At 55.9% G+C, this 20,429-nt stretch carries 18 protein-coding genes; 9 read left to right on the top strand and 9 right to left on the bottom strand.

All coding sequences use genetic code 11. The annotated features are described in order from the left end of the window. Window positions 1-4: 4 nt before the first annotated feature. Window positions 5-1,228 carry a multidrug effflux MFS transporter gene (locus VHE34_RS24140; RefSeq protein ID WP_325592717.1) on the bottom strand — a complete coding sequence of 408 codons (1,224 nt, stop codon included), beginning with the start codon at window positions 1,226-1,228 and terminating at the stop codon, window positions 5-7. Between the two features lie 60 nt (window positions 1,229-1,288). On the opposite strand from VHE34_RS24140, the gene VHE34_RS24135 reads away from it, so the two are divergent. Continuing rightward, window positions 1,289-1,723: an FKBP-type peptidyl-prolyl cis-trans isomerase gene (locus tag VHE34_RS24135; RefSeq protein WP_325592715.1), complete on the top strand. Its 435-nt coding sequence runs from the start codon at window positions 1,289-1,291 to the stop codon at window positions 1,721-1,723. Here VHE34_RS24135 and VHE34_RS24130 read toward each other — a convergent pair. Next, the gene (locus VHE34_RS24130; RefSeq protein ID WP_325592713.1) at window positions 1,716-2,171 is read right to left on the bottom strand and encodes a Dabb family protein; all 456 of its coding nucleotides are present in this window, start codon (window positions 2,169-2,171) and stop codon (window positions 1,716-1,718) included. The genes VHE34_RS24135 and VHE34_RS24130 overlap by 8 nt on opposite strands. Window positions 2,172-2,340: 169 nt before the next feature. On the opposite strand from VHE34_RS24130, the gene VHE34_RS24125 reads away from it, so the two are divergent. After that, entirely contained in the window at window positions 2,341-3,519 is a 1,179-nt protein-coding gene (locus tag VHE34_RS24125) for a T9SS type A sorting domain-containing protein (protein ID WP_325592711.1), read from the top strand. A gap of 93 nt (window positions 3,520-3,612) precedes the next feature. On the opposite strand, the gene VHE34_RS24120 is transcribed toward VHE34_RS24125, so the two are convergent. From VHE34_RS24120 to VHE34_RS24110, 3 genes are all read right to left on the bottom strand, one after another. Next, the gene (locus tag VHE34_RS24120; RefSeq protein ID WP_325592710.1) at window positions 3,613-6,621 is read right to left on the bottom strand and encodes a hypothetical protein; all 3,009 of its coding nucleotides are present in this window, start codon (window positions 6,619-6,621) and stop codon (window positions 3,613-3,615) included. Window positions 6,622-6,733: 112 nt separating this feature from the next. Beyond that, a complete protein-coding gene (locus VHE34_RS24115; RefSeq protein WP_325592708.1) occupies window positions 6,734-8,284 on the bottom strand; it encodes a metallophosphoesterase in 1,551 nt (516 codons plus the stop codon). Beyond that, window positions 8,281-9,969, bottom strand: coding sequence for a cytochrome-c peroxidase (locus VHE34_RS24110; RefSeq protein ID WP_325592706.1), 1,689 nt, complete (start codon window positions 9,967-9,969; stop codon window positions 8,281-8,283). The genes VHE34_RS24115 and VHE34_RS24110 overlap by 4 nt, the downstream gene beginning before the upstream one ends. A 61-nt stretch (window positions 9,970-10,030) precedes the next feature. On the opposite strand from VHE34_RS24110, the gene VHE34_RS24105 reads away from it, so the two are divergent. Continuing rightward, a complete protein-coding gene (locus tag VHE34_RS24105) occupies window positions 10,031-11,359 on the top strand; it encodes a serine hydrolase domain-containing protein (RefSeq protein ID WP_325592704.1) in 1,329 nt (442 codons plus the stop codon). A gap of 234 nt (window positions 11,360-11,593) precedes the next feature. Here the strand turns inward: VHE34_RS24105 and VHE34_RS24100 are convergent, their stop codons facing one another. From VHE34_RS24100 to VHE34_RS24090, 4 genes are all read right to left on the bottom strand, one after another. Beyond that, window positions 11,594-12,007 carry an abortive infection system antitoxin AbiGi family protein gene (locus tag VHE34_RS24100; RefSeq protein WP_325592703.1) on the bottom strand — a complete coding sequence of 138 codons (414 nt, stop codon included), beginning with the start codon at window positions 12,005-12,007 and terminating at the stop codon, window positions 11,594-11,596. A 30-nt stretch (window positions 12,008-12,037) separates the two neighbouring features. Next, complete coding sequence (locus tag VHE34_RS31220) at window positions 12,038-12,520, bottom strand: abortive infection system antitoxin AbiGi family protein (RefSeq protein WP_414709922.1); 483 nt, start codon at window positions 12,518-12,520, stop codon at window positions 12,038-12,040. Window positions 12,521-12,635: 115 nt separating this feature from the next. Further along, complete coding sequence (locus tag VHE34_RS24095) at window positions 12,636-13,313, bottom strand: hypothetical protein (RefSeq protein WP_325592701.1); 678 nt, start codon at window positions 13,311-13,313, stop codon at window positions 12,636-12,638. A 310-nt stretch (window positions 13,314-13,623) separates the two neighbouring features. Beyond that, window positions 13,624-14,295, bottom strand: a complete 672-nt coding sequence (locus tag VHE34_RS24090) for a hypothetical protein (protein WP_325592699.1) — start codon at window positions 14,293-14,295, stop codon at window positions 13,624-13,626. Window positions 14,296-14,457: 162 nt separating this feature from the next. Between VHE34_RS24090 and VHE34_RS24085 the strand changes: the two genes are divergently transcribed. The 6 genes from VHE34_RS24085 to VHE34_RS24060 all read left to right on the top strand — a co-directional run bounded on the left by VHE34_RS24085 (window position 14,458) and on the right by VHE34_RS24060 (window position 20,409). Beyond that, window positions 14,458-15,648: an MBL fold metallo-hydrolase gene (locus tag VHE34_RS24085; protein WP_325592697.1), complete on the top strand. Its 1,191-nt coding sequence runs from the start codon at window positions 14,458-14,460 to the stop codon at window positions 15,646-15,648. 84 nt (window positions 15,649-15,732) lie between these two features. Then, window positions 15,733-16,404, top strand: a complete 672-nt coding sequence (locus VHE34_RS24080) for an FAD-binding oxidoreductase (RefSeq protein WP_325592695.1) — start codon at window positions 15,733-15,735, stop codon at window positions 16,402-16,404. 99 nt (window positions 16,405-16,503) lie between these two features. After that, window positions 16,504-16,938, top strand: a complete 435-nt coding sequence (locus tag VHE34_RS24075; protein WP_325592693.1) for a MaoC family dehydratase — start codon at window positions 16,504-16,506, stop codon at window positions 16,936-16,938. 17 nt (window positions 16,939-16,955) lie between these two features. Continuing rightward, window positions 16,956-18,125, top strand: coding sequence for an ABC transporter substrate-binding protein (locus tag VHE34_RS24070; RefSeq protein WP_325592691.1), 1,170 nt, complete (start codon window positions 16,956-16,958; stop codon window positions 18,123-18,125). Beyond that, window positions 18,122-19,273, top strand: a complete 1,152-nt coding sequence (locus VHE34_RS24065; RefSeq protein WP_325592689.1) for a CaiB/BaiF CoA-transferase family protein — start codon at window positions 18,122-18,124, stop codon at window positions 19,271-19,273. The genes VHE34_RS24070 and VHE34_RS24065 overlap by 4 nt, the downstream gene beginning before the upstream one ends. After that, on the top strand, window positions 19,261-20,409 hold the full coding sequence (locus tag VHE34_RS24060) for a CoA transferase (protein ID WP_325592687.1): 1,149 nt from the start codon (window positions 19,261-19,263) through the stop codon (window positions 20,407-20,409). The genes VHE34_RS24065 and VHE34_RS24060 overlap by 13 nt, the downstream gene beginning before the upstream one ends. Window positions 20,410-20,429: the final 20 nt, after the last annotated feature.

Here is a 20,429-nt window from a genome sequence, read left to right as displayed (position 1 = left end):
CCGCTCAATGCCCCGTCACGACACCCGCATCCCCTTCCTCCATCACCACCGGCCGCTTCCGCCCCATGAACAACACCCCTAGCGCCAGCACCGAAGTCACCGCGATCACCGCCGCCACCGGCCGCACCGTCCCATCCGCAAACGCACTCACCCCCGCCGAAGCCAGCGCCCCGATCCCCAGTTGCAAACACCCGAGCAGGGAAGACGCCGTCCCCGCATTCTTCGCAAAAGGCGCCATCGCCAGTGCAGCCGCATTCGGATTGGTAAAGCCAAGAAAGCCCAGGAACACAAACAAAAAAGCGATCGTCCCGCCCAGGTTCAGCCAACCCGCCGTGGCAAACCCCCAAAACACCAACCCCGTTACCGCCTGCCCCGTAAGCGTTACCCGGATCACCTGCTGGCTCGTATAGCGCTTCAGCAGCAGACCGTTGAACTGGCTCAGCCCGATAAACGCCACCGCCAGGAAGGCGAAGATCCATCCATACGTCTGCTTGCCGACATGAAAGATGCCCATAAAGATCACCGGCGAACCCGCCACATAGGCCAGCAGACCGGAGAACGCCAATGCCATTACAAATACATAGATCAGGAATTGTGGAACCGAGAAGACCGATAAAAAGTTCCGCACGATAAAGCGCGGCCGCAAACTAAAGCCTTCATCCGCGGGGTAACTATTCGGGAGGAAGAGGATACTCAACCCAAGGATCAACACACCGAGTACCAACAGCACTAAAAATATCGCCCGCCATCCCCAGGTCACGACAATATATCCCCCCGCGGTCGGCGCGATCATCGGCGAAGCCCCCAGTACCAGCAACAACAGGGACAGCACCTTCGCACTCTCCTTCGGACCGAACAGGTCCCGCACCATCGCCATCGCCGTCACCTGCGCCGCGCAGCTTCCCACGGCCTGGATGAACCGCAACACGATCAGCACATTGATATTTTGAGCCCGCATACAGACCACCGTCGACAGAATATACACGGCAAGACCCGCATACAGCGGCTTCTTCCGCCCATACCGGTCCAGCAGCGGCCCATACAGCAGCTGCCCAAGCGAGATGCCCACAAAATAGCTCGCCAGCGAAAGGCCCACCTCGGAAACCGAAGTCTCCAGGCTCTTCGCAATGTCTTCAAACCCCGGCAGGTACATATCGATCGAAAAGGGCCCCAACGCAGTCAGCGATCCCAAAACCAGTATATAGGTGTAATACTTCCTCTTGTCCATAGATCGACCGCAAAGATATGGCATTCCCATTCCCTGTATCTTTGCAAAAAAAACACATTCATGGGCATCGCCGACAAACTCTTTCAAATGAAAAACGAAAAAGCCGCCGCCAACCTCAAAGCCGGCCAGGACTTCCTCGAAGCCAACAAAGCGAAACCGGGCGTCGTCGCCCTCCCCAGCGGTTTACAATATGAGATACTGACCGAAGGCACGGGCCCTAAACCCAGCGCCTCCAACAAGGTCACCTGCCATTATCATGGTACCCTCATCGATGGTACCGTCTTCGACAGCAGCGTACGCCGGGGCCAGCCCGCAACGTTCCCGCTCAACGCCGTCATCAAAGGCTGGACGGAAGGGCTCCAACTAATGCCCACCGGCAGCAAATGGCGCTTCTTCATTCCTCCGAACCTAGGCTATGGCGAACGCCAGGTCAGCGCGGAGATCGGGCCCAATAGCACTCTTGTCTTTGAGGTCCAACTGATTTCTTTTACTTAGAATACACGTTCATCACGTCGTACACCACCACTTTCGTCCACAGATGACTGTAGTTTTTGACAAAGTCAAGGTGGATGGGATGTTGTTGATACGCAGCCTGGTCGGTGACATTGTCAAAGAACATCAGTTCCGACACCTGCCAGGATGTATCGACGACATCCCTTTTTTCGGTCGAGGCGATCACGCCGACATGCAGCTCCCGGATCACCGGGATTCCCGCTAAGGTCTTCAACCCCTCGACCAGCCTGTCGCGATCCGCAACGGAAGAAGGATCCTTCAGCCAAAAAAACACATGATGCCCCACTGGCGGCAGCTTCGTCGCACCCGCGGCCCCTTTCGCCCCCGTACCTTCCCCAAACGCCACCACACCCATCGCAGAAGCACTACCCGCCAATCCAAAAGCCCCCGCCGTCAGGGCGGAAGCACCTAAAAATTTTCTTCTTTTCATAATATCCTGATTTTTACCGGAAAGATAACCGCCTTTCCCTTCCCAAAAACGGAATTTTTTCTCTTTTTTGTCCGTAAGGGTTTACTGCTGGAATCCTTAGTGGTCTCTGAATCATGTCGTTGTATGGGTGGCACTATGCTTGACGTTAATAGGTAGATAATCTGTATCCATGCGCAAGACCTTACCGACCCTGATCCTCTTCATCGCCCTCTCTGCCGGCCTGGAAAATATCGCCCGCGCCCAGGTCATCAGCCAGTTTGGCTTCGAAGCCGGCTCTATCCTAACGGCCGACATAGGCGCCAACGCCACCAGCGTCAGCGGCACGGCCTCCCTCGTAACCCCCGGTAACGCCGGCGGCCATGGAGTAGCCCCCAACAGCACCAACGATATCAATCTCGTCGTGCCCGGCGCTCAATTCGAAGTGCCCGGCCTCGATATATCCATCGATTTCGTCCGCGCAGAGAACACCGCCGGCTTCTTCACGCTGGGCGGGATGGACATCGGGATCAACACCGGCGCCATCTATGCGAAGTTCCAGCTTGACAATGGCGGTGCGGCCCAAAACATCTCCCTCGCCAACTTTCTGTCCGTACCCACCGACGCCAATTTTCATACCTATCGCTTCGACTACGACAACGTCTCCGGCACCTTCCGCGCCTGGCTCGACGGCACGCTGAAATACACCAACGTCGTCGGCGCCACCGGGCAGGCCCTATACTGGGTCGGCGCAACAAACGCGACGATCGGCTCGGGAATGAACGGCAATGGCGCACACACCGCCGTCCTCGATAATTTCATCGCGACCACCCCGCTCTTCGTCCTGCCCCTATCCATCACCGCCTTCGACGCCGTCGCCGATAAGGGCGCCGCCGCCCTCAGCTTCAACGCCGCCGCCACCGGCGGGTTCACCATCGAACGCTCCGCCGACGGCTCGAATTTCAGCACCATCGGCGCCGTGCAGCCGCAGCCGGACAATACCGATGTCTATCATTTCACCGACAACACGCCCGCCGCCGTCAACTACTACCGGGTGACGGCCGTCGCCATGGATGGCAGCGTCGCCTACTCACCTATCCGCAAGCTGACCTTCCTCGCCACCGGCGCCACGATACGCTGTTACCCAAACCCCGTCGTCGACTACGCCACGATCCGCCTCGACAACGGAACGCCCGAAACGGTCCGCCTCAACGTGACGACTCTCGACGGCCGCCTGGTCCGCTCCGGGCAGCTCACCGCCAACCCCGGCCAGGATATCACCCTCGATCTGACTAACGCGCCCAAAGGCATCCTCCTTGTCAGCCTCGGTACAAACGATCATGAAGAAACGCTGAAAATTCTGAAAAATTAAGGCGTTGCCCTTCGGGCCCGGACCTGGGCGGTTGGAAGCCGACTGGCCGAAGGCCAATCATTAGCCTGTGTCGCGAGCGGCGCCCGCGCCCCCCTAACGCAATCCCGGCACCCGCAACAACGAGAAGACCCCCTCCGGGTTCGCCGCCAATCTAGCCCCCTCAAAATTTCCCTCCAACCGCCGCAGCGACGGCCGCGAGATCTGCCACCCCAAGGGCGCCAGCGGACAGTACGCACTATCGGTGCCCGAATTGATGCAAAACGTATTTGGCCACACCGAAAAATATCCTCCATAGAGCGACGCAAACAACGGATTCCCTGCAAACCGCGAACGCAGCGCACTGTCCGCTTCCATCGCATTCCCGTTGATGCCGCTATTGATAATGCCCACCACCGGATTCAAGGGCTCAAGCCGGTTCTTCACCACCCGCCGGTCATCCGGCGGCGGCACTCGCAAAGTTGTCGTCGCCGAATTGGAGATCGACACAAAGTAAATCTTCAGTTTCCTCAACAGCGACACATAGCTGCTGTCCCTCCCCTGGGCAAGCTCCACCTCCATCGCCCGGCTCAACGCAAAAAAGATCTGCGCCGACGTCCCGGCCCCCGAATTATCCTTGCCGCCGCCATCCATAAAATGATACGCCGGTCCCATCTTCCCGCTCGGACTGATATAGGGAAATCGCGCACTCAGGAAAGCCCCCGTGATCAGCGAGATCGACATCGGCGGTTCCCCGCCCGCGCGGGCGTTCGCATTCAAGGCCCGCACCCGGTCCCCCACCTGGATCACCTCCGGGAAATCGGCAAAATCCAGCGACACCGGCGCACAGATGCCCTTCAACCCATTATCGACATTAAGCGTATTTGAAAATAGCAGGGGAATATCATATGCCTGCCGGCCCATCCTGGTCGGGTCCCAGATGGCATGGAACTCACTGTCAAGATTCAACCCCAGCTCCTGCCGCCCATATCTCGCCCATAGCTCCTCCTGTATCGCCGCCCGGTCCCACCAAAGCGTGCCGTTCAGCGAGGTCCATCCATCCGTCACCGCCGAGGACCAGGCATCCCGGCCGAGGATGCTGGCCAGTACCGGCGTCAGGAAATCGTGGCGATAGAACCGCTCGAAGTCCTCCTGGAAATTCGCATAGGGATTGACGATGCTCCCGCCGGCCGCCATGCTGTCGGGATGCGTGGCCCGGTAGGCGCACTGAACGGCCGAGCCGATCGTCCCGCCGGAGGCGCCCGAAAGGGAGAATACATAATGCTCAAACCCCCGCCTCGGCAGCCCCGCAAGGCTGTCCCTGCGCAACAGTGAATCGTCAAGGTACGAAAGCACGAAATTCGTCCATGCCGCCGCCCGTATGCCGCCACCGTAGCTATTGACGAGGAACACCGGGTAACCGGCCGGCGCCGCCCGTATCTCCTCCTGTCGCGCGAGTACCCACTGTTTAAAATATTCGGTGAGCTTCGGGGCCGCCGGTGCGGCCGCCACCGGCATCCGGTGCACAGCGTGAAAGTTATTGCTGCCGTTCACCACGATCAGTACCCAGCCCGATAGCAGGAATAAAAGAAAATTGATCCTCTTCATCTGCCCGGCCCGCAATATCAGCGTCACAACGAGAATATAGAACACGATCCCTGCCAGCAGCACCGGCAGACTGAGATAGCAACCGACCACACCCTGCATCGCGAATGGGAAAATAGTATACAGGATAAAGCCCAGCGCCATCGCTCCCGCGGCAGGCAGGATCAACCGCCCGATCTTCTCGCCCAGCCAGCCTTTGTTATCGAATAGCTGGTCCCGTAAACTGACCAATAAATAAAACGCGAACGCGATCAGCAACAGGTCTGCGAATAGGAAATTCAACGATTGCGGGGCCTCCCGGTTGTGCGGGATCAGGAACAACCGGAAGAAGCTGGGCAGGATCACCGCCGCGAGGGCAATCAACCCGAATGCTACCCCTCTCGCTATGCCCCGGCCCAGCCTCCGCGAGGTCCACCCAAACAATTTTTCGGCGACATTCTGCTGTACCAGCACAAAGAAGATCACCAGCAACCCCGCCAGCCAGGCCACCGGCGAAAAAATATCCATCCAGTAATGCAGCCGCGTGGCGGCCAGCGCATTCAGAATGGCTACTGCCGGGATCACGATCGTACAGATGCCCAGGTAGCGCGAAACTTTCTTCTCCGAGGCCAGCACGGCCGCGTATACCTCCGGGTCGACAGGCTTGGAGAATACCGGCTCGTTCAACGGCCAGAAAGGCGGAACGTACCGGCTTTCGAAGAACAGTTTCGCCAGCCACCAGTTCAGCAACGCCGCGATCACGACAACCATGATGAACAGGAATACCCCCTTGTCCTCCGCATTGGTGTTCACCAACAGATCCTGCCCCTGGTCCATTAGCCAGATGGGCGCCGAAAAACAGATCACTCCCAACAGGATGAGCCGGAACCGAAAGGCCTGCAGCGATTTGGTGCGGAGATAGTTGGACACCCATTGCAACCCGTAGTGCCGGAAGATGAGCACATATACGATATACAGCGTCAGCAACAGAAGGATGCCCATCTTGGTTAGCTGGGTGGCTCGCGTGAAATTGGCCGCTGCCGCCGTTCCGCTGCCCGCAATAAATTGTAACAATCCCCAGTCGCCGGCAAATCCGCAGAGGGCTGCCAGGGCCACCAGCCCCATCAGCAGATGGCTGAAGCCGGCGCTTCCCCCCGCCTTGCCGGACTTTCTTTCGGCCTGCAGCGTCGAGAGTACCACGATAAATAAGGCCGTATAGAATACGATGAAGAAAAAGTCCCAGTAGGTCACCGAACGGGCTACCTCGAGCCTTGTAGGCTGTAAGGTCCTTACTTCGCAAAAATCATCGGCGGGGATATCCGGCACGTAGATCCGCCACGCGGCGATGATCGCGGTATCCGTCCGGAATCCCCCTGTCTCCAGCGAAACAATACCCATCGGGGACGTGTCCGTCCGCAACACGGCCTGATTCTTCAGCTGGAACAGCAGGATACAAAGGGTGCCGGCCAGCGCCGGCCAGAACAAACGATGAAAATTACGGGCGACGAACCCGTAAAAGCGGTTTTGCGAAGCAAGGTTCATATGGCGAGTTTACGAAATATATAAATTCGCCCGGTCACCCGCAACCGTATAAACACTCGAAATACCCACCGGCCACAAACGCCAACGGCGCCAGGCGCGTCACCGAATACGCTCATTTCTCCACCCGCACCTCGAACCGCTCTTCCGCGCACCCCGCCTCGTCCTTCACCGTGTACACCGTGGATCGGGACGGTCGCACCTCGATGCTCGAACCCGTCTCCTTATTGCTCCATTTCCCACTGAACGGCGCCTTCAACACCACGTTCTCACCCCTCCGGATCGTCACCCCATGCGGACTCCGCGTATTCTTCAGCATCGTAAACTGATCCCGGATCACCCCATCCGCGCAGATCCATTTCCAGTCCAGCCGGTCCCCCTGTATCTCCAACATCCCCGCACCGCCATGCGTGGCGTCCGCATAGGGTAGGGCGTCATGGGGAAACGAGGTTTGCCTGCCGCCCAGCTGCCCCGCGCTGCCGCTCACGATATACACCGTGCCGACGTATCCATTGGCGGAATCCTTCAAAAAGGGACAGCTCATTGGGCTGCCGTCATAACGGCCACTGCCATGCTGCACCACATACGAGGACGAGTCCCAGCTCTTCTCCATCCCATAATGTCCCTTGATCAGTTGCGACCGCTCATAGTCATGGCTATGCCCGCAGATCACCAGGTCGACTCCATATCGCTCCAGGATACGGATAAAGTTCTCCCGGATCTTCACCAGCTCGCTTTCACGATCCGAATTATGCGAACCCATCGTATAAGGCGGATGATGCCAGTAAGCTATCACCCACCCTTTGTGCCCATAGGCTTCCAGGTCTTTCTTCACCCACTGCGCCTGTGGTCCCAGTGTATCATACATCCGGTATTGATCCTGTTCGATCCCATAGCTGTCCAAAGACAGGAAATGGATATTGCCAAGATCGAAGGAATAAAAGGCCGGGTTATGCGAAGCCACCCCGCCGGCCTCCCCGTTGACGGGCATCGTGAAATTCTGGAAATACGCCACCTGGTGGGTATGCTGAACCTTCTCTTCCGAGGAATCCCCATCATAATAATCATGATTGCCGGGGCTGGGGTACATCGGGTATTTCGGCAGCAGGTTGTCTTTATAGAGGTTGAAGAAGTTCGACTGGAATTCCGCGTCGCGGCCTGTGTAATACGCGTTATCGCCCAATAGTATCCACGCATTGAGATAATATCCGCCCAAATACTTCAGCAGAGCATCCCGCACGTCCCGCTGGTTCACCGAGTTGTTCCCGCAATCCCCGACGGCGGCGATCCGGTATAAGGCCTCCGTACCCGGCTTCGGCAGCGTCATGAAATAGTCGTTGGCGCCAATTTGCAAGGTATCCTTAAACGAGCCGATCGAATAAAAATACCGCGTGTCGGGCAGCAACCCTTCCAGCAGGATCTTGTGTTCGGTCGTCAGCACGGTGTCCTGTGCATTCCGGTCCAGCAAGTCGCCGCTCCGGCCAAAATGAACGATCCCCCGCGTCAGCACATCGGTGCGCCACCGGACCACCGCCGAGGTAGGTGTGACGGATTGCAGATAGGGACCGCGTAGCAGGACCGATCTGATAGGACTAACATAACGTTGAGCAGAAACCGCCGCAACCATCAGCAGAAGCGCCGGCAACAGAGCCATTTTTTTGATCATAAACTATCCGTTAATGTATGGATGAAAAGTACAATGTCATTCATTTCCGCAGTCGAAAGCCGCAGCGAATCGGCCGAAAGCGTCTGGTCCGGCACAGCCAGTCCCATCCCCGCACCACCACCGTTGTTATAGAATTGGATCACCGTCGCCAAAGACCCAAACCCGCCGTTGTGCATATACGGCGCCGTCAGCGCCGCATTCCGCACGGTCGGCGTCTTGAAAGCCCCGCGAAAAAAAGGTAGGGGATAGGGCCCATATCGTCCCGAGTCCGGGCTCAGCCTCGGATGCCTGAAATCGTCATCCGCAGTCGTTCCCAACACCTCGAATTCCGTCACCGCATAGTCCGGCGGGATCAACCCGTTGAACAAAGGAATAAAATGACAGGTAGCGCACTGCGCCTTCCCCATAAAAAGATTCGCGCCCCGCCGCGCCGCCGCTGAAAGCTCCCCGCTTCCTCTCAAAAAATGATCAAACGCCGAGTTCATCGGCCGCAGACTCCGCACATACGCCGCAATCGCCTTGACATCCTCCTCCCGCACCTCCGTCGCCCCCATCTCCCGCGGATTTTGCAATACCGTCCGGATCTGCTCTTCCAGGCTCTTTACCCGGCCGTCCCAAAACTGTGAGAACTGGAAACCCGCATACAGCAGGGTAGGGGCGTTCCGGTCCAGCGGCTGATGCCCATCCAATTCCACACTCACCCGCAACCCATCCGTAAAAGCCTTTGCCGGGTTATGACACGAGGCGCAAGCCTTCCGGCCGTTCCCCGACAGACTGGAATCGAAGAACAATCGCCGCCCCCGCCGCACAACGTCGTCAGGCGCGGGGGCGGCCCCCGGAAACTTCGCCGCCAAAAACGCATCCGGCGAAAAGATATCCTCTGCGGAATAATTCAACGTCCTCGTCGTATTCAGCTCCAATCCCCTCTCCCGGATGAACAACCCCAACTGCCGCTGAAGCGGCAACGCCGCTTCCCGCAGGAACCGCAACCGGTCAAACCCATCAAAATCACCCGTCAGCAATGCAAGTGATCGGTCCAAATAGCTCCCCACACTATCCCCCCGCTTCCCCTCCAGGTAAGGCCCCAGTTGCACCTCCATCGCCTCCATCGCCGCCCGCGACTCCCCAATCCCGCTCTTCAACAAAGGCGCCTCATATCCCGTAACATCCAACGCCACCACCCGGATCAATTCGATTCGCAGACTCTCCAACACCTGCCGGTCCGTTGCCTTCAACCCGTATAGCAGGGCCGGCAGATCCACCGCCGAACTCTCCACCGCCTTCGCCTGCTCCAGCAAGGCCCGGCGATCCAATGTTTTCGCATAAAGCAAGGACTCCATCAATTGCATCCCGACCGGCTCCTGGTATTCCATCCCCCCATCCTCCGCCTCGAACTTCGGTGGCCGGTTATAGATGGTCGCACTGCTCCGGAAAAAATATTCAAGAAAGGATTCGATCCGCTTATAACGCAATCGCGCCAGCGCCAGCCGCTGCCGCAGTTCCCCGACATCTGCGGGCCCCTCCGCCGCCTCCCGCAGCCCGGTACAGGCGCCCGCAAAGGCTACCGCTTCCTTGCGAAAATACTCCACGGCGCCCTCCACGCCCGGTGAAGGGCCCCGCGGCCCCACGAACCGCGAAGCAGCCATCAGGCCCAGACAAACACAACAAAGGATTAGAATGCGCATCAAACCCTAAAGGTAAAAGGCCGGTCACAAAAAATGCATTATCTTACTGTAAACTAGCCACATGAAAAAGCTTATCCTATCCGTACTCACCCTTCTTTCATTCGCCCAATGCCTCTACGCCCAAAGTCCCGGCGTAACCACGGAAGCCGCCTTCCAAACCGCTCACCCGGCCACATACCCCTCCGCCCAACCCCTCCTCATCGCTCCCGACCCCTCGGTCCATCTCCGCCGCCTCGCGCGCATCGACACCTTTGTGAACGACTGTATCAACAAGGGCTGGATCAACGGCGTCGTCACTCTCGTCGTAAAGAACGGCCATGTCGTCCAGTACAAAGCCTATGGCTACGCCGACAAAGAAGCCGGCATACCCATGCGCCGTGACGACCTCTTTCGCATTGCGAGCCAGACAAAGGCCATCATCAGCGTCGCTGCGATGCAGCTCTTCGAACAGGGCAAGTTCTACCTCGACGAACCCATCAGCGATTTTCTCCCCGCCTTCAAAGACATGAAGGTTGTCGATAAATTCAATCCCGCCGACAGCAGCTATACTACCGTCCCCGCCAAGAGGCCCATCACCTTCCGCCATCTCTTCACCCATACCGCCGGCCTTGATTATCCGCTGATCGGCACAAAGGAAGGCAAGGCCATCTACGCAAAGGCCGGTATCCCTTCCGGTCTCGGCGAGTACGATGGCGATCTGAAAGAAACGATGTCAAAATTAGCCACCCTTCCACTGACAAGCCAGCCCGGCGAGAAATGGCAATACAGCCTCAGCGTCGACCTCCTCGGCGCCCTGATCGAAGTCATCAGTGGAAAAAATCTGGAAGACTACCTCGTGCAGAATCTATTCAATCCCCTCGGCATGAACGACACCCGGTTCAACATTCCCGCCGAAAAAGCCGGCCGTCTCACAAAGGTGTACACCGAGGATTCGGTTCACCACATAATTCCCTGGACAAAGCAACGCACCACCATCGATCCCAACTATCCCCTCGCGCACAAACGCTATTTTTCCGGCGGCGCCGGCCTCACCTCCACCGCCTGGGACTACGCCATATTTTTACAAGCCCTCCTCAACGGCGGCTCCTACAATGGCGCCCGCATCCTCGCGCCCCGAACGGTAGAAATGATGACCACCGGCCAACTCTCCTTTCTCTTCAATGAAACCGACAACTTCGGCCTCGGCTTCGGGATCACCAGCGCCCTCTCCGCCGCCCGCGAAGTCCGCGGCGAAGGCACCTTCGCCTGGGGCGGCTACTTCGGCACCACCTACTGGGCCGATCCCAAAAACCACGTCATCGGCCTCGTCATGACCCAGCAATCACCCAACTCCCACGGCGACTTCGAACATCGCCTCGAGCAGGTCATCTATCAATCTTTTGTTCGTTAAACCCCTTATCCTGCCTAATCCGCGCATCTGCAGTTCCCAGCCGCTAGCCTTTACGAGTCGGGGTGTTTATCGCTCGGGTAAATATCATGAAATGAGTTTTCATTGAAGGAGGAAGGATATCTCTAATGTTAAACCAACCGCCTTTCGGCTTCTTATGTCATCCTGGCCCATAATCACCTATCCAGAACATTGCAGCAATCATAAACGACAAGCTCAGGCGGCACAACTTTGCCTTCAAAAATCACCAGTCAGGTTCTCAATTGTAAATATCTTTGTAGAAAGAATTTCAAATTCACTTGCATTCTGAACTAGCCCTTCGACTGTTCGCAGATGTTTCAATAACTTGGGAATATCACTGGTCGATCTTACGAGTAAATACTTAATATCGTTTGCTTTAAATGACAGGCTTATACGATCGACGAAAGGTTTCATTTTGGACTTGCCCCGATAAAGTGTAAATTCTTCCTTTGTTAAAGATGCCTTCACACGCGCGTCAGATATTTCTGGAATATATCGCCATTCTTTTTCATCATAATATATATATTTTTTAGCACTAGGTCCGTCTCTATAAAGCAATCCCTGATAATTTTTGATGTATCTGAATAGATTCATCTGGGTATTAGCTATGCTAGTGAGCGACTTGTACATCAGTCCAAGAATATTTATTGCTTCCGCTTGCTATGTCAACACCTCTGCATGATTTGATATCCTTTTATTTAGCTCATTGTTTACATTTACTAGCCCGCTTGAAAGTTCTTTACTTATCACAACCTCGCCAGCGAGCTCGGATATTTTCGAAGAAATTTTAGAAAATTCGTTGCGAAGGTGTTCCGTCATTTTTGCAAGATGATCAAGATTGGACTGTATTTCGTGGCTGAGATAGGATTTCGTCTCAAGATAAATGACCGGATTGAGCTTATTTCTAATCCCCCAGTCCTTTGTCAATCCGACCGCGAACGATCCGTATTTGTTGATATGATTTTTAGCGAGTGACAATGGAATGTCGCAGAAAGAAATCATAGGATAATATGCGCTGTGAGTTTGATAGTCCAAAGTGTATTGTTCAAAACAATACGCGATTCGAAACTTATCTGAAACTATCCCCTTCAAATTAGCCAGTGTGGGCGTAAAGTGAAATAATGTTTCTGAAGAAATTGCCATGTTTCCGATTACGGGTTCAAATTTATCGAAAAACTCACTTAACCAAATGCGATTGCTTGAATTATAAAAGCCGCTAGGCTGATGATGATACAGATGCTACTATCCGATATAAAATTTATCGGTCCGCCTTCGGCCTCGATGCGTCCTTCAACGCCTGATAGGCCTTTCTCACGGCATCTATATCACTGAGATCCTTTGCCGGGACACTGGAATCCAACCGGGGTCTTAAATGATTTCCCAAGTACTTCACCACCCACGCAGGCATCACCTCCAATCGCATAACAATTTCGCCCCTCTTGAACTCCCCCACTAAAACCATCGAATCAGTATTATCGAATAGTTCCAGTACATCAGGATAATGAAAATAGTGGTCGAGCAATTTTAGCCCACTGATATATCGTTGTTCTACTATATCCGGACGGACAAAATGATCTCCCAATCTTACCCTGATTGCAATCCGATCGTTCAATACTTGTAATTGATCCGTTGAATAGTACTTCACATGCAATTCATATCCAAGTTCTTGAACCTTGATTAGAAATTTCCATGTTTCTACATCTGACAAATTTGTCTCTATGGCGAATGTATTTCGCTTGCCGATCTGCTCATCGACAAGACGAGCAGCTTCTTGATTGCTATATTCTTGGGTATTTGCAACGATTATCCCGGCCGCCCGAGCCTCCTTTGCAATTTCGTCGGAGTTGATCACCGGAATTCCACTGGGAAGTATGTCAAAAGACGATGTTGTTTTTCCTATTCCGTTAGGGCCTGCGATAACGTAAATAGTAGGCATTGGCTACTATATTAATTGCGTTCCACAATTCTACCATCGGGCCACTCTTCGAAAACTTTCCCTTCTCTTCCAAAAATAATGGGTTGCCCCTTGGAAAACGCTTTTTCTTTCGCCCTACGGCGAATCGAAACAGCTGCACGAACAAGCTCTTCCTGGCTCATCTCAGAAGTGTCCTTCTCGGCCCCTCCATACCGGAGAAATATGGGTGTTCCCTGCGTCTGCATCATTACAAATATACGCATTTGCCCCGAAATCTAAATCATTGATCTCCAGCCGCCAATCCCGAATCCTGAATGGGAGTTTCGCTCCCTCAAAGATCATCCATAATCATAAACCGGTTCCGGTAAAGCGCAAGCACAAGCCCATCCCGTGTCCGTACACCGAAAAGCCGGTACACCCTCGCCACCAGTTGAGTAAATGTTGAATGACAAAGATTCATTCGGCGACGGATATCCTCATCGGAGGCCTCCGACATCGCCAGCCGAAAGAACCGCCGTTGAGATACAGTTACAGGTGGCCATGCGCCGGCGGCAACCGGTCTGGGCTCCCCGATCCCGCCAAAAGCCTGCTCCATCAGTGGCGTGGTATAGTTGCCGTTGCAGGCCAGCTTCCGCAGGGCCTCCTCCAGTTGCTCGGGATCGCTGTTCTTGGGGAGATAACAATCGATGCCCAGTTGCAACAGTCGCAGGATCGCTTCCCGGTCCCGGGTCAGGCCAAGCGCGGCAAGCCGAACAGTGGGGCATCCGCCCTTCACAAATGAGATGAGCCCCGCCGCCCGGTGCAGGTCGAAGTTGACGTCCAGCAGGACGATGGCGGGATAGAGTTCCACTCCGCCCCGGACAATGCTGTCTTCGAGCTCGCGGATATCCTTGCTGATCGATACGACGCGGAAACCGCTCTCAGGCCGGAGCAAACTGGCCAATGCGTGCAGGTTCAGGGCGTGGTCACCGGCGAGAGCGATATGGATGGCGGGGTGTTGCATATCCAATTCTTCCCGAATTTACCTTTAACCGGTCACCGCAAAAGGCTCGCCTGACGAGGTTTTAATGGATTTGATGCATTTGTTCAACGATCGCTAAAGAGATTCTACTAAAAATGCCGGCCGAATGCCCAACCAATCCACCGGTCCATTGTTAGATCAGCCATGTCCCTGCTAAAATCTCTCGGCAAACAGCCCGCCGGCCTGCGGCTCCAGCGTATTCTCCGCTCCTCGCACTACCGCGACGGCAGCTTTCAGAACCCCATTCCCACCGAGGTCACCCTCAAGGATACCACCATTTGGAAAATGCTTGGAGAATATCGCCGTCGACCGACCGACAGCACCCCACCCGGGCCCCTTCCGTCGATCCGCACCAATCTCACCCATTTGCCACCGGACAAGGCCACCGTCGTTTGGTTCGGTCACTCCTCTTATTTGCTCCGACTCGGCCCTACCCATATCCTCGTCGACCCGGTCTTCAGCGGCAACGCCTCGCCTTTCACCTTCTTTGCAAAGGCATATCCCGGCGCGGATATCTATAAGCCCGCGGATATGCCGCCCACCCTCGAGGCTATCCTCCTCACCCATGATCATTACGACCACCTCGACTATAGGACCATCCAACAGCTCAACCCGCGAACCCGCCACTTCTACACCTCCCTCGGCGTCGGCGCCCACCTCGAATTCTGGGGCATCCCCCCCGAAAAGATCACCGAACTCGACTGGGGCGAAACGGTCCATATCGACCCCACCGGCAAGCCTCTCACTGCCACCAGTTCGGTCACTACCGGTGGCCCGGTCTCCACCAGCGACCTGATCGCCGCCAGCCCTTCTCGCGCCGCCGCCGATGACACCCTTCATCTCACCGCCACCCCCGCCCGGCACTTCTCGGGCCGAACCTTCAAAAGAGGACAGTCAGCCTGGTCTTCCTTCATCCTCAACGCCCCCGACCCCAGCTCCCCCGGCAAAACCCGTCTCAACCTCTTCCTCGGCGGCGACTCCGGCTATGGCCCCCACTTCCAATCCATCGGCCAGCAATACGGCCCCTTCGACCTCGCCTTCCTCGAATGTGGCCAATACGGTGTCCACTGGCCCCATATCCATATGTTCCCCGAAGAAACCATCCTGGCCGCCGTCGACCTGAAGGCAAAAGCCCTCCTCCCCGTCCACTGGGCCAAATTCACCCTCTCCCTCCACCCCTGGAACGAACCCATCCGCCGGGTCCTGGCCGAAGCCAAAGCCTTTCATGTCCACATCACCACTCCACGCATCGGGCAACCCGTCATCATAAACCATGATTATCCCATCGATCCCTGGTACGATCTAAACCGGATGGAATCCGGTTCAAAGACATAACCAAACCGGATGGAATCCGGTTCAAAGACATAACCAAACCGGATAGAATCCGGTTCAAAGACATAAACGAAGTAAATTTGAAGTATGGAAAACGCATACACCGTCAAGCTCCTCCAAACAAGACAAGTCACCCACGACGTCAGGGAATTCCGCTTCGAAAAGCCAAAAGGGTACCGGTTTGTACCCGGCCAGGCCACCGATATGACCATCAACAAACCCGGCTGGACCGACAAAAAGAACCCCTTTACCTTCACCGGCTACAACGACGACCCGTTCATCCAGTTCACCATCAAGCGCTACCCCGATCATCACGGCGTCACCGATCAGCTTCACCAGCTGCAACCCGGCGATACCGTTATCGTTCACGACGTCTGGGGCGCCATAGAGTATAAAGGCCCTGGCGTCTTCCTCGCCGGCGGCGCCGGGGTCACCCCCTTCCTCGCCATCCTCCGCCAGCTCCACCGCGACAAAAAAGCCGAAGGCAACACCCTCTTCTTTTCCAATAAGACCGTCGATGACATCATCGAACACCAGGAACTGCTCGACATCCTCGGAGTCAGCGCCAGCTTCATCCTCACACAGGACGATACAAAAGGCTACCTCCACACCCGTATTGACAAATCATTCCTCAAAGCGCAGGTCACCGACTTCACCCAACCCTTCTATATCTGCGGCCCAGATCAAATGGTCGCCGAACTGAACGATACGCTGAAAGAACTCGGCGCCAACCCCGAAGCCCTCGTATTCGAGAAATAGGAAGATAATCCATCAAAAAAGTCAAACCTGACATTGCGCGCGGCTCGCCGCGACGCTACCTTCATTTTTCAATCACATAGGTTCACGCGATTGCTTAAAATGAAGAAGTACTACGAAGAGTTCGAGCCCGGCCAAACCCGCAGCACTACCGGCCGCACCATCACGGAGACCGATATCATCCTCCATGCCGGCCAAACCGGCGATTTTTTCCCCCATCATATGGACGAAGAATGGTGCAAGACCCAACCATTCAAACGCCGCATCGCCCACGGCACCCTCATCTTCTGCATAGCTATCGGCCAAACCGCCGGCGAGATCAACGAGGTCTCGATGACCTATGGGTACGATCGCCTCCGCTTCATCCGTCCCGTCTTCATCGGCGACACCCTTCGCACCGAGGTCACCATAAAAAGCAAGAACGAACACAAACGACCCGAATATGGCCTGGTCGTCGAACAGGTCCACACCTACAACCAACACCTCGAACTCGTCATGGCCTGCGAACACCTCCTGCTCGTAGAAAAGACCCGGTAGAAAAGCAAAAGACTAAAATGCCTTCAGCAAAAAGCAATACAGAAATAACAATAAAAGGCATCACCTGGGGCCATAGCCGCGGCTATACTCCCCTCGTAGCCGCCGCCCAACGCTTCACGGAACTCAACCCAGCCATCACCATCACCTGGGAAAAACGCAGCCTCCAACAATTCGCCGACTATCCCATCGAAGAATTGGCAAAGGTCTACGATCTTCTCATCATAGACCACCCCTGGGCAGGCGCCGCCCACACCAACGCAGTCCTTCCCCTCGAGCAATATCTCCCCGCCGAATATCTCAGCGACCAGGCGGAGAACAGCATCGGGTTCAGCCACCAGAGCTATTACTATGGCGGCCACCAATGGGCCCTCGCCATCGACGCCGCTACTCCCGTCGCCAGCTATCGCGCCGATCTGATGAAAAAGGCCGGCGCAAAAGTTCCCGGGACCTGGGCCGAAGTCCTCGACCTCGCCAACAAAGGCCGCCTCGCCGTCCCCGCGATCCCAATCGACATCCTGATGAACTTCTACATGTTCTGCATCGCCCACGGCTGCCGCCCCTTTCAGTCGCAGGAACGAGTGATCGATCCCCAAACAGGCGAAGCCGCCCTCGACACCATGCAGGAGCTCTATTCAAGGATCGACAAAAAGTTCTTCTCCGCCAATCCCATCGCCGTCGCCGAAGCCATGACCGCCACTGACGACTACTGGTACTGCCCCTTCGCCTATGGCTATAGCAATTACGCCCGCGAAGGTTATGCAAAGAACAAACTCTCCTACACCGACCTCGTCGCGTTCAACGGTCACCGCCTCCGCTCCACCCTCGGCGGCACCGGCCTCGCCATCTCCGCATCAACAAACCACCCCGAAGCAGCAATCGCCTTCGCCAAATACGTCTGCGCACCAAAGACACAATCGACACTATACGTCGAACACGGCGGCCAGCCCGGCCACAAACAAGCATGGCTCGGCAAAGCAGCCAACCACCTAACAGACAACTATTTCTTCAACACATTACCCGCTCTCGAACGCAGCTATATGCGCCCACGCTACCACGGCTACCTCCACTTCCAGGACCACGCTGGCAACCCTATCCAGCAATTCCTGCAAGGAAGGCAGGACAAAAAAAGCACATTAAAAAAAGTAGAAGATATCTACGCGCAAAGCCTCAAAAAAGAACCCGCATGAACAACCTACCCCTACACGGGCTCACCATACTGGAATTCAGCCAGTATCTCTCCGGACCCTCGGCCGGTCTCCGGCTTGCCGACCTCGGCGCCCGGGTGATAAAAATAGAGCGACCCGACACCGGGGACGCCTGCCGCCGGCTCTCCATCAAAAACCTCTGGGTCGACGGCGACTCCCTGCTTTTTCATACCATCAATCGCAACAAAGAAAGCTTTACCGCCGACCTCAAATCGCCGGAAGGGCTCCAAAATATACAGCGGCTCATCGCCCGGGCCGATGTCCTCACCCATAACTTCCGCCCCGGCGTCATGGAATCCGCCGGCCTCGGATACGAAGAAGTAAAGGCGATCAATCCAAAGCTCATCTATGGCGCCATCAGCGGCTATGGGAAGGAAGGCCCCTGGAAAGATCGCCCCGGCCAGGATCTCCTCCTCCAATCGATGAGCGGCCTTGCCTATACCACCGGCAACGAGAAAGACAACCCGATGCCCTTCGGCCTCTCGATCGCCGACAGCCTCTGCGGCGCCCAGCTGGTCCAGGGCATCCTGGCCGCCCTCGTCCGCCGTCAAAGGACCGGCACAGGCGGTCTCGTCGAGATCAGCATGATGGAATCCCTCCTCGACTTCCAGTTCGAATTCCTGACCACCTATCACAGCAGCGGGCAATTGCCACTTCGCAGTCGCAACAACAACGGCAATCCCCTGCTCAGCGCACCCTATGGCATCTACGCCACGGCAGACGGCCATATCGCCATCGCTATGGTCAACATCCCCCAGCTGGCCCAGGCCATCGGTTCAAAAGATCTCGCCGCCTATGGCCAGGACCAGGCCTTTAGCCACCGCGATGAGATCAAGGCGCTCCTCGCCCGGCACCTCGCGGAAAAGCCGGCCGGCCATTGGCTCCAACTTCTCCACGCTGAAGATATGTGGGCCATGGAAGTACTCGACTGGCGAACCCTGACATCGAGCGAAGGCTATAAAGTACTGGAAATGGAACAACCCGTCACGACGGCCAGGGGCAAACGCGTGATCACCACCCGCTGCCCGATCCGGATCGACGGCGAACGGCTGTTCTCGGAAAAGGCCGCCCCCTCCCTCGGACAGGACAATGTAACCATCGAATTAGAACTAAAGCAATGGACCTCTTAAAGGATATTATCGTTATCGACTTCAGCCAGTTCCTTTCCGGTCCCTCCGCAGGGCTCCGGCTTGCCGATATGGGCGCACGTGTGATAAAAATCGAAAGACCCGGCACCGGTGACATCTGCCGCCAGCTCTACGTATCCGACACCCGCATCGAAGGGGAATCGACGATTTTCCACGCGATCAATCGCAACAAGCAGAGCTATGCCGCCGATCTCAAGGACGCAATCGACCTCGAAAAAATAAAAAAACTGATCGAAAAGGCCGATATCGTCCTGCACAACTTCCGCCCCGGCGTAATGGAACGCATCGGTCTCGATTACAAAACCGTAAAACAAATAAAACCGGGTATCATCTATGGCGAGGTCAGTGGGTATGGGTCGGAAGGACCCTGGCGCGACCTCCCCGGACAGGATCTCCTCGTCCAGGCCCTCTCCGGCCTGACATTCCTGAGTAACAATCACGACCAGGGCCCTACGCCGATGGGCGTCTCCGTCGTCGACATCCTCGCCGGCACCTACCTCACGCAAGGCATCCTCGCCGCTCTCTATCGAAAGAACGCCACCGGCCAAAGCGCCCTCGTCCAGGTCAGTATGATGGAAGCCATTCTCGATTTCCAGTTCGAGGTGCTCACCTGTCACTACAACGACGGCCGCCAGCTGCCCGTCAGAAGCAAGCTGAGCAATGGCAACGCTTATATCCCTGCGCCCTATGGCATCTACAAGACCCGCGAAGGCTACCTGTCCCTCGCCATGGGCGATATCCAAAAACTGGCGCTGCTGCTGGAATGCAGCGAGCTGCAACCCTATGATTCGCCTGCGGAGTGGTTTGAAAAACGCGACGAGATAAAGGCGATCCTTACCCAACACCTGCTCCTCCGCACTGCCGACGAATGGCTGGCCATCCTCCAACCCGCCGACATCTGGTGCGCCAAAGTAATGGATTATGCCGATCTGCTTCAACAGGTCGGCTATAAGGTCCTGAACATGGAGCTGAAGGTAAAAACCAGCAACGGACTCTCGATACGTACCACGCGTTGTCCGATCCGTGTGGACGGAAAAATAGCCGTATCGGAAAAAGGCGCACCCCTGCTGGGCGAACACAATACCATGATCGACGCGCAATTCGGTTTGGTAAAGTAATTTGGTGCTTCAAAGCCGCC

The organism is Puia sp. (assembly GCF_035546395.1).
Taxonomy (GTDB): Bacteria; Bacteroidota; Bacteroidia; order Chitinophagales; family Chitinophagaceae; genus Puia.
This window is presented reverse-complemented; position numbering and strand designations above follow the sequence as displayed.

Excerpts from the sequence above, each read along its gene's own strand:
- VHE34_RS24130 (WP_325592713.1), bottom strand. The coding sequence starts at position 2,171 with ATGAAAAGAAGAAAATTTTTAGGTGCTTCCGCCCTGACGGCGGGGGCT.
- VHE34_RS24075 (WP_325592693.1), top strand. The coding sequence starts at position 16,504 with ATGAAGAAGTACTACGAAGAGTTCGAGCCCGGCCAAACCCGCAGCACT.
- VHE34_RS24095 (WP_325592701.1), bottom strand. The coding sequence starts at position 13,313 with ATGCCTACTATTTACGTTATCGCAGGCCCTAACGGAATAGGAAAAACA.
- VHE34_RS24120 (WP_325592710.1), bottom strand. The coding sequence starts at position 6,621 with ATGAACCTTGCTTCGCAAAACCGCTTTTACGGGTTCGTCGCCCGTAAT.
- VHE34_RS24105 (WP_325592704.1), top strand. The coding sequence starts at position 10,031 with ATGAAAAAGCTTATCCTATCCGTACTCACCCTTCTTTCATTCGCCCAA.
- VHE34_RS24135 (WP_325592715.1), top strand. The coding sequence starts at position 1,289 with ATGGGCATCGCCGACAAACTCTTTCAAATGAAAAACGAAAAAGCCGCC.
- VHE34_RS31220 (WP_414709922.1), bottom strand. The coding sequence starts at position 12,520 with ATGGCAATTTCTTCAGAAACATTATTTCACTTTACGCCCACACTGGCT.
- VHE34_RS24070 (WP_325592691.1), top strand. The coding sequence starts at position 16,956 with ATGCCTTCAGCAAAAAGCAATACAGAAATAACAATAAAAGGCATCACC.
- VHE34_RS24065 (WP_325592689.1), top strand. The coding sequence starts at position 18,122 with ATGAACAACCTACCCCTACACGGGCTCACCATACTGGAATTCAGCCAG.
- VHE34_RS24090 (WP_325592699.1), bottom strand. The coding sequence starts at position 14,295 with ATGCAACACCCCGCCATCCATATCGCTCTCGCCGGTGACCACGCCCTG.
- VHE34_RS24140 (WP_325592717.1), bottom strand. The coding sequence starts at position 1,228 with ATGGACAAGAGGAAGTATTACACCTATATACTGGTTTTGGGATCGCTG.
- VHE34_RS24100 (WP_325592703.1), bottom strand. The coding sequence starts at position 12,007 with ATGTACAAGTCGCTCACTAGCATAGCTAATACCCAGATGAATCTATTC.
- VHE34_RS24080 (WP_325592695.1), top strand. The coding sequence starts at position 15,733 with ATGGAAAACGCATACACCGTCAAGCTCCTCCAAACAAGACAAGTCACC.
- VHE34_RS24110 (WP_325592706.1), bottom strand. The coding sequence starts at position 9,969 with ATGCGCATTCTAATCCTTTGTTGTGTTTGTCTGGGCCTGATGGCTGCT.
- VHE34_RS24125 (WP_325592711.1), top strand. The coding sequence starts at position 2,341 with ATGCGCAAGACCTTACCGACCCTGATCCTCTTCATCGCCCTCTCTGCC.
- VHE34_RS24085 (WP_325592697.1), top strand. The coding sequence starts at position 14,458 with ATGTCCCTGCTAAAATCTCTCGGCAAACAGCCCGCCGGCCTGCGGCTC.
- VHE34_RS24115 (WP_325592708.1), bottom strand. The coding sequence starts at position 8,284 with ATGATCAAAAAAATGGCTCTGTTGCCGGCGCTTCTGCTGATGGTTGCG.
- VHE34_RS24060 (WP_325592687.1), top strand. The coding sequence starts at position 19,261 with ATGGACCTCTTAAAGGATATTATCGTTATCGACTTCAGCCAGTTCCTT.